The 583-nt window shown below is 41.7% G+C and carries 2 rRNA genes; both read left to right on the top strand.

Going from position 1 to position 583, the window contains the following annotated elements:
• A 16S ribosomal RNA gene (locus tag CTN07_RS22630) occupies positions 1 to 126 on the top strand; the annotation flags it as partial.
• 350 nt (positions 127 to 476) lie between these two features.
• Positions 477 to 583 (top strand): 23S ribosomal RNA (locus tag CTN07_RS22625); the annotation flags it as partial.

Raw genomic sequence — 583 nt, 5'->3', positions numbered from 1 at the left:
GAGTGGGCTGCACCAGAAGTAGATAGCTTAACCTTCGGGAGGGCGTTTACCACGGTGTGGTTCATGACTGGGGTGAAGTCGTAACAAGGTAGCCCTAGGGGAACCTGGGGCTGGATCACCTCCTTACAAAAAAGACTGCGTTTTACGCAGTGTCCACACAGATTGCTTGGTGAAATGGTTTTAGAAATAGCAAAAGTGCTAATGAATAACATAAGTTATTGATTAACGCTTTTGCGTTATGCTCTTTAACAATCTGGAAAGCTGACTAGTAAATTCAATCGAATGATTGATTTATTTTAAGTTTTTATCGAAAGATAAAAACGAGTTCTCAAAACAAACACATTCAAGTGTCTTGTATTTTTTGTCTTCACTTTTTAAAAGTGAAAGCAAATAGTGAGTCCGGCGAAACAACGTCTATCACAACTCAGATAGACAACCTTGGTTGTTTGAACATACGAAACCTCTTGGGGTTGTATGGTTAAGTGACTAAGCGTACACGGTGGATGCCTGGGCAGTCAGAGGCGATGAAGGACGTACTAACTTGCGATAAGCGTAGATGAGGCAGTAAGAGCCACTTGAGTCT

It is taken from the genome of Photobacterium damselae (assembly GCF_003026815.1).
GTDB lineage: Bacteria > Pseudomonadota > Gammaproteobacteria > Enterobacterales > Vibrionaceae > Photobacterium > Photobacterium damselae.
This window is presented reverse-complemented; position numbering and strand designations above follow the sequence as displayed.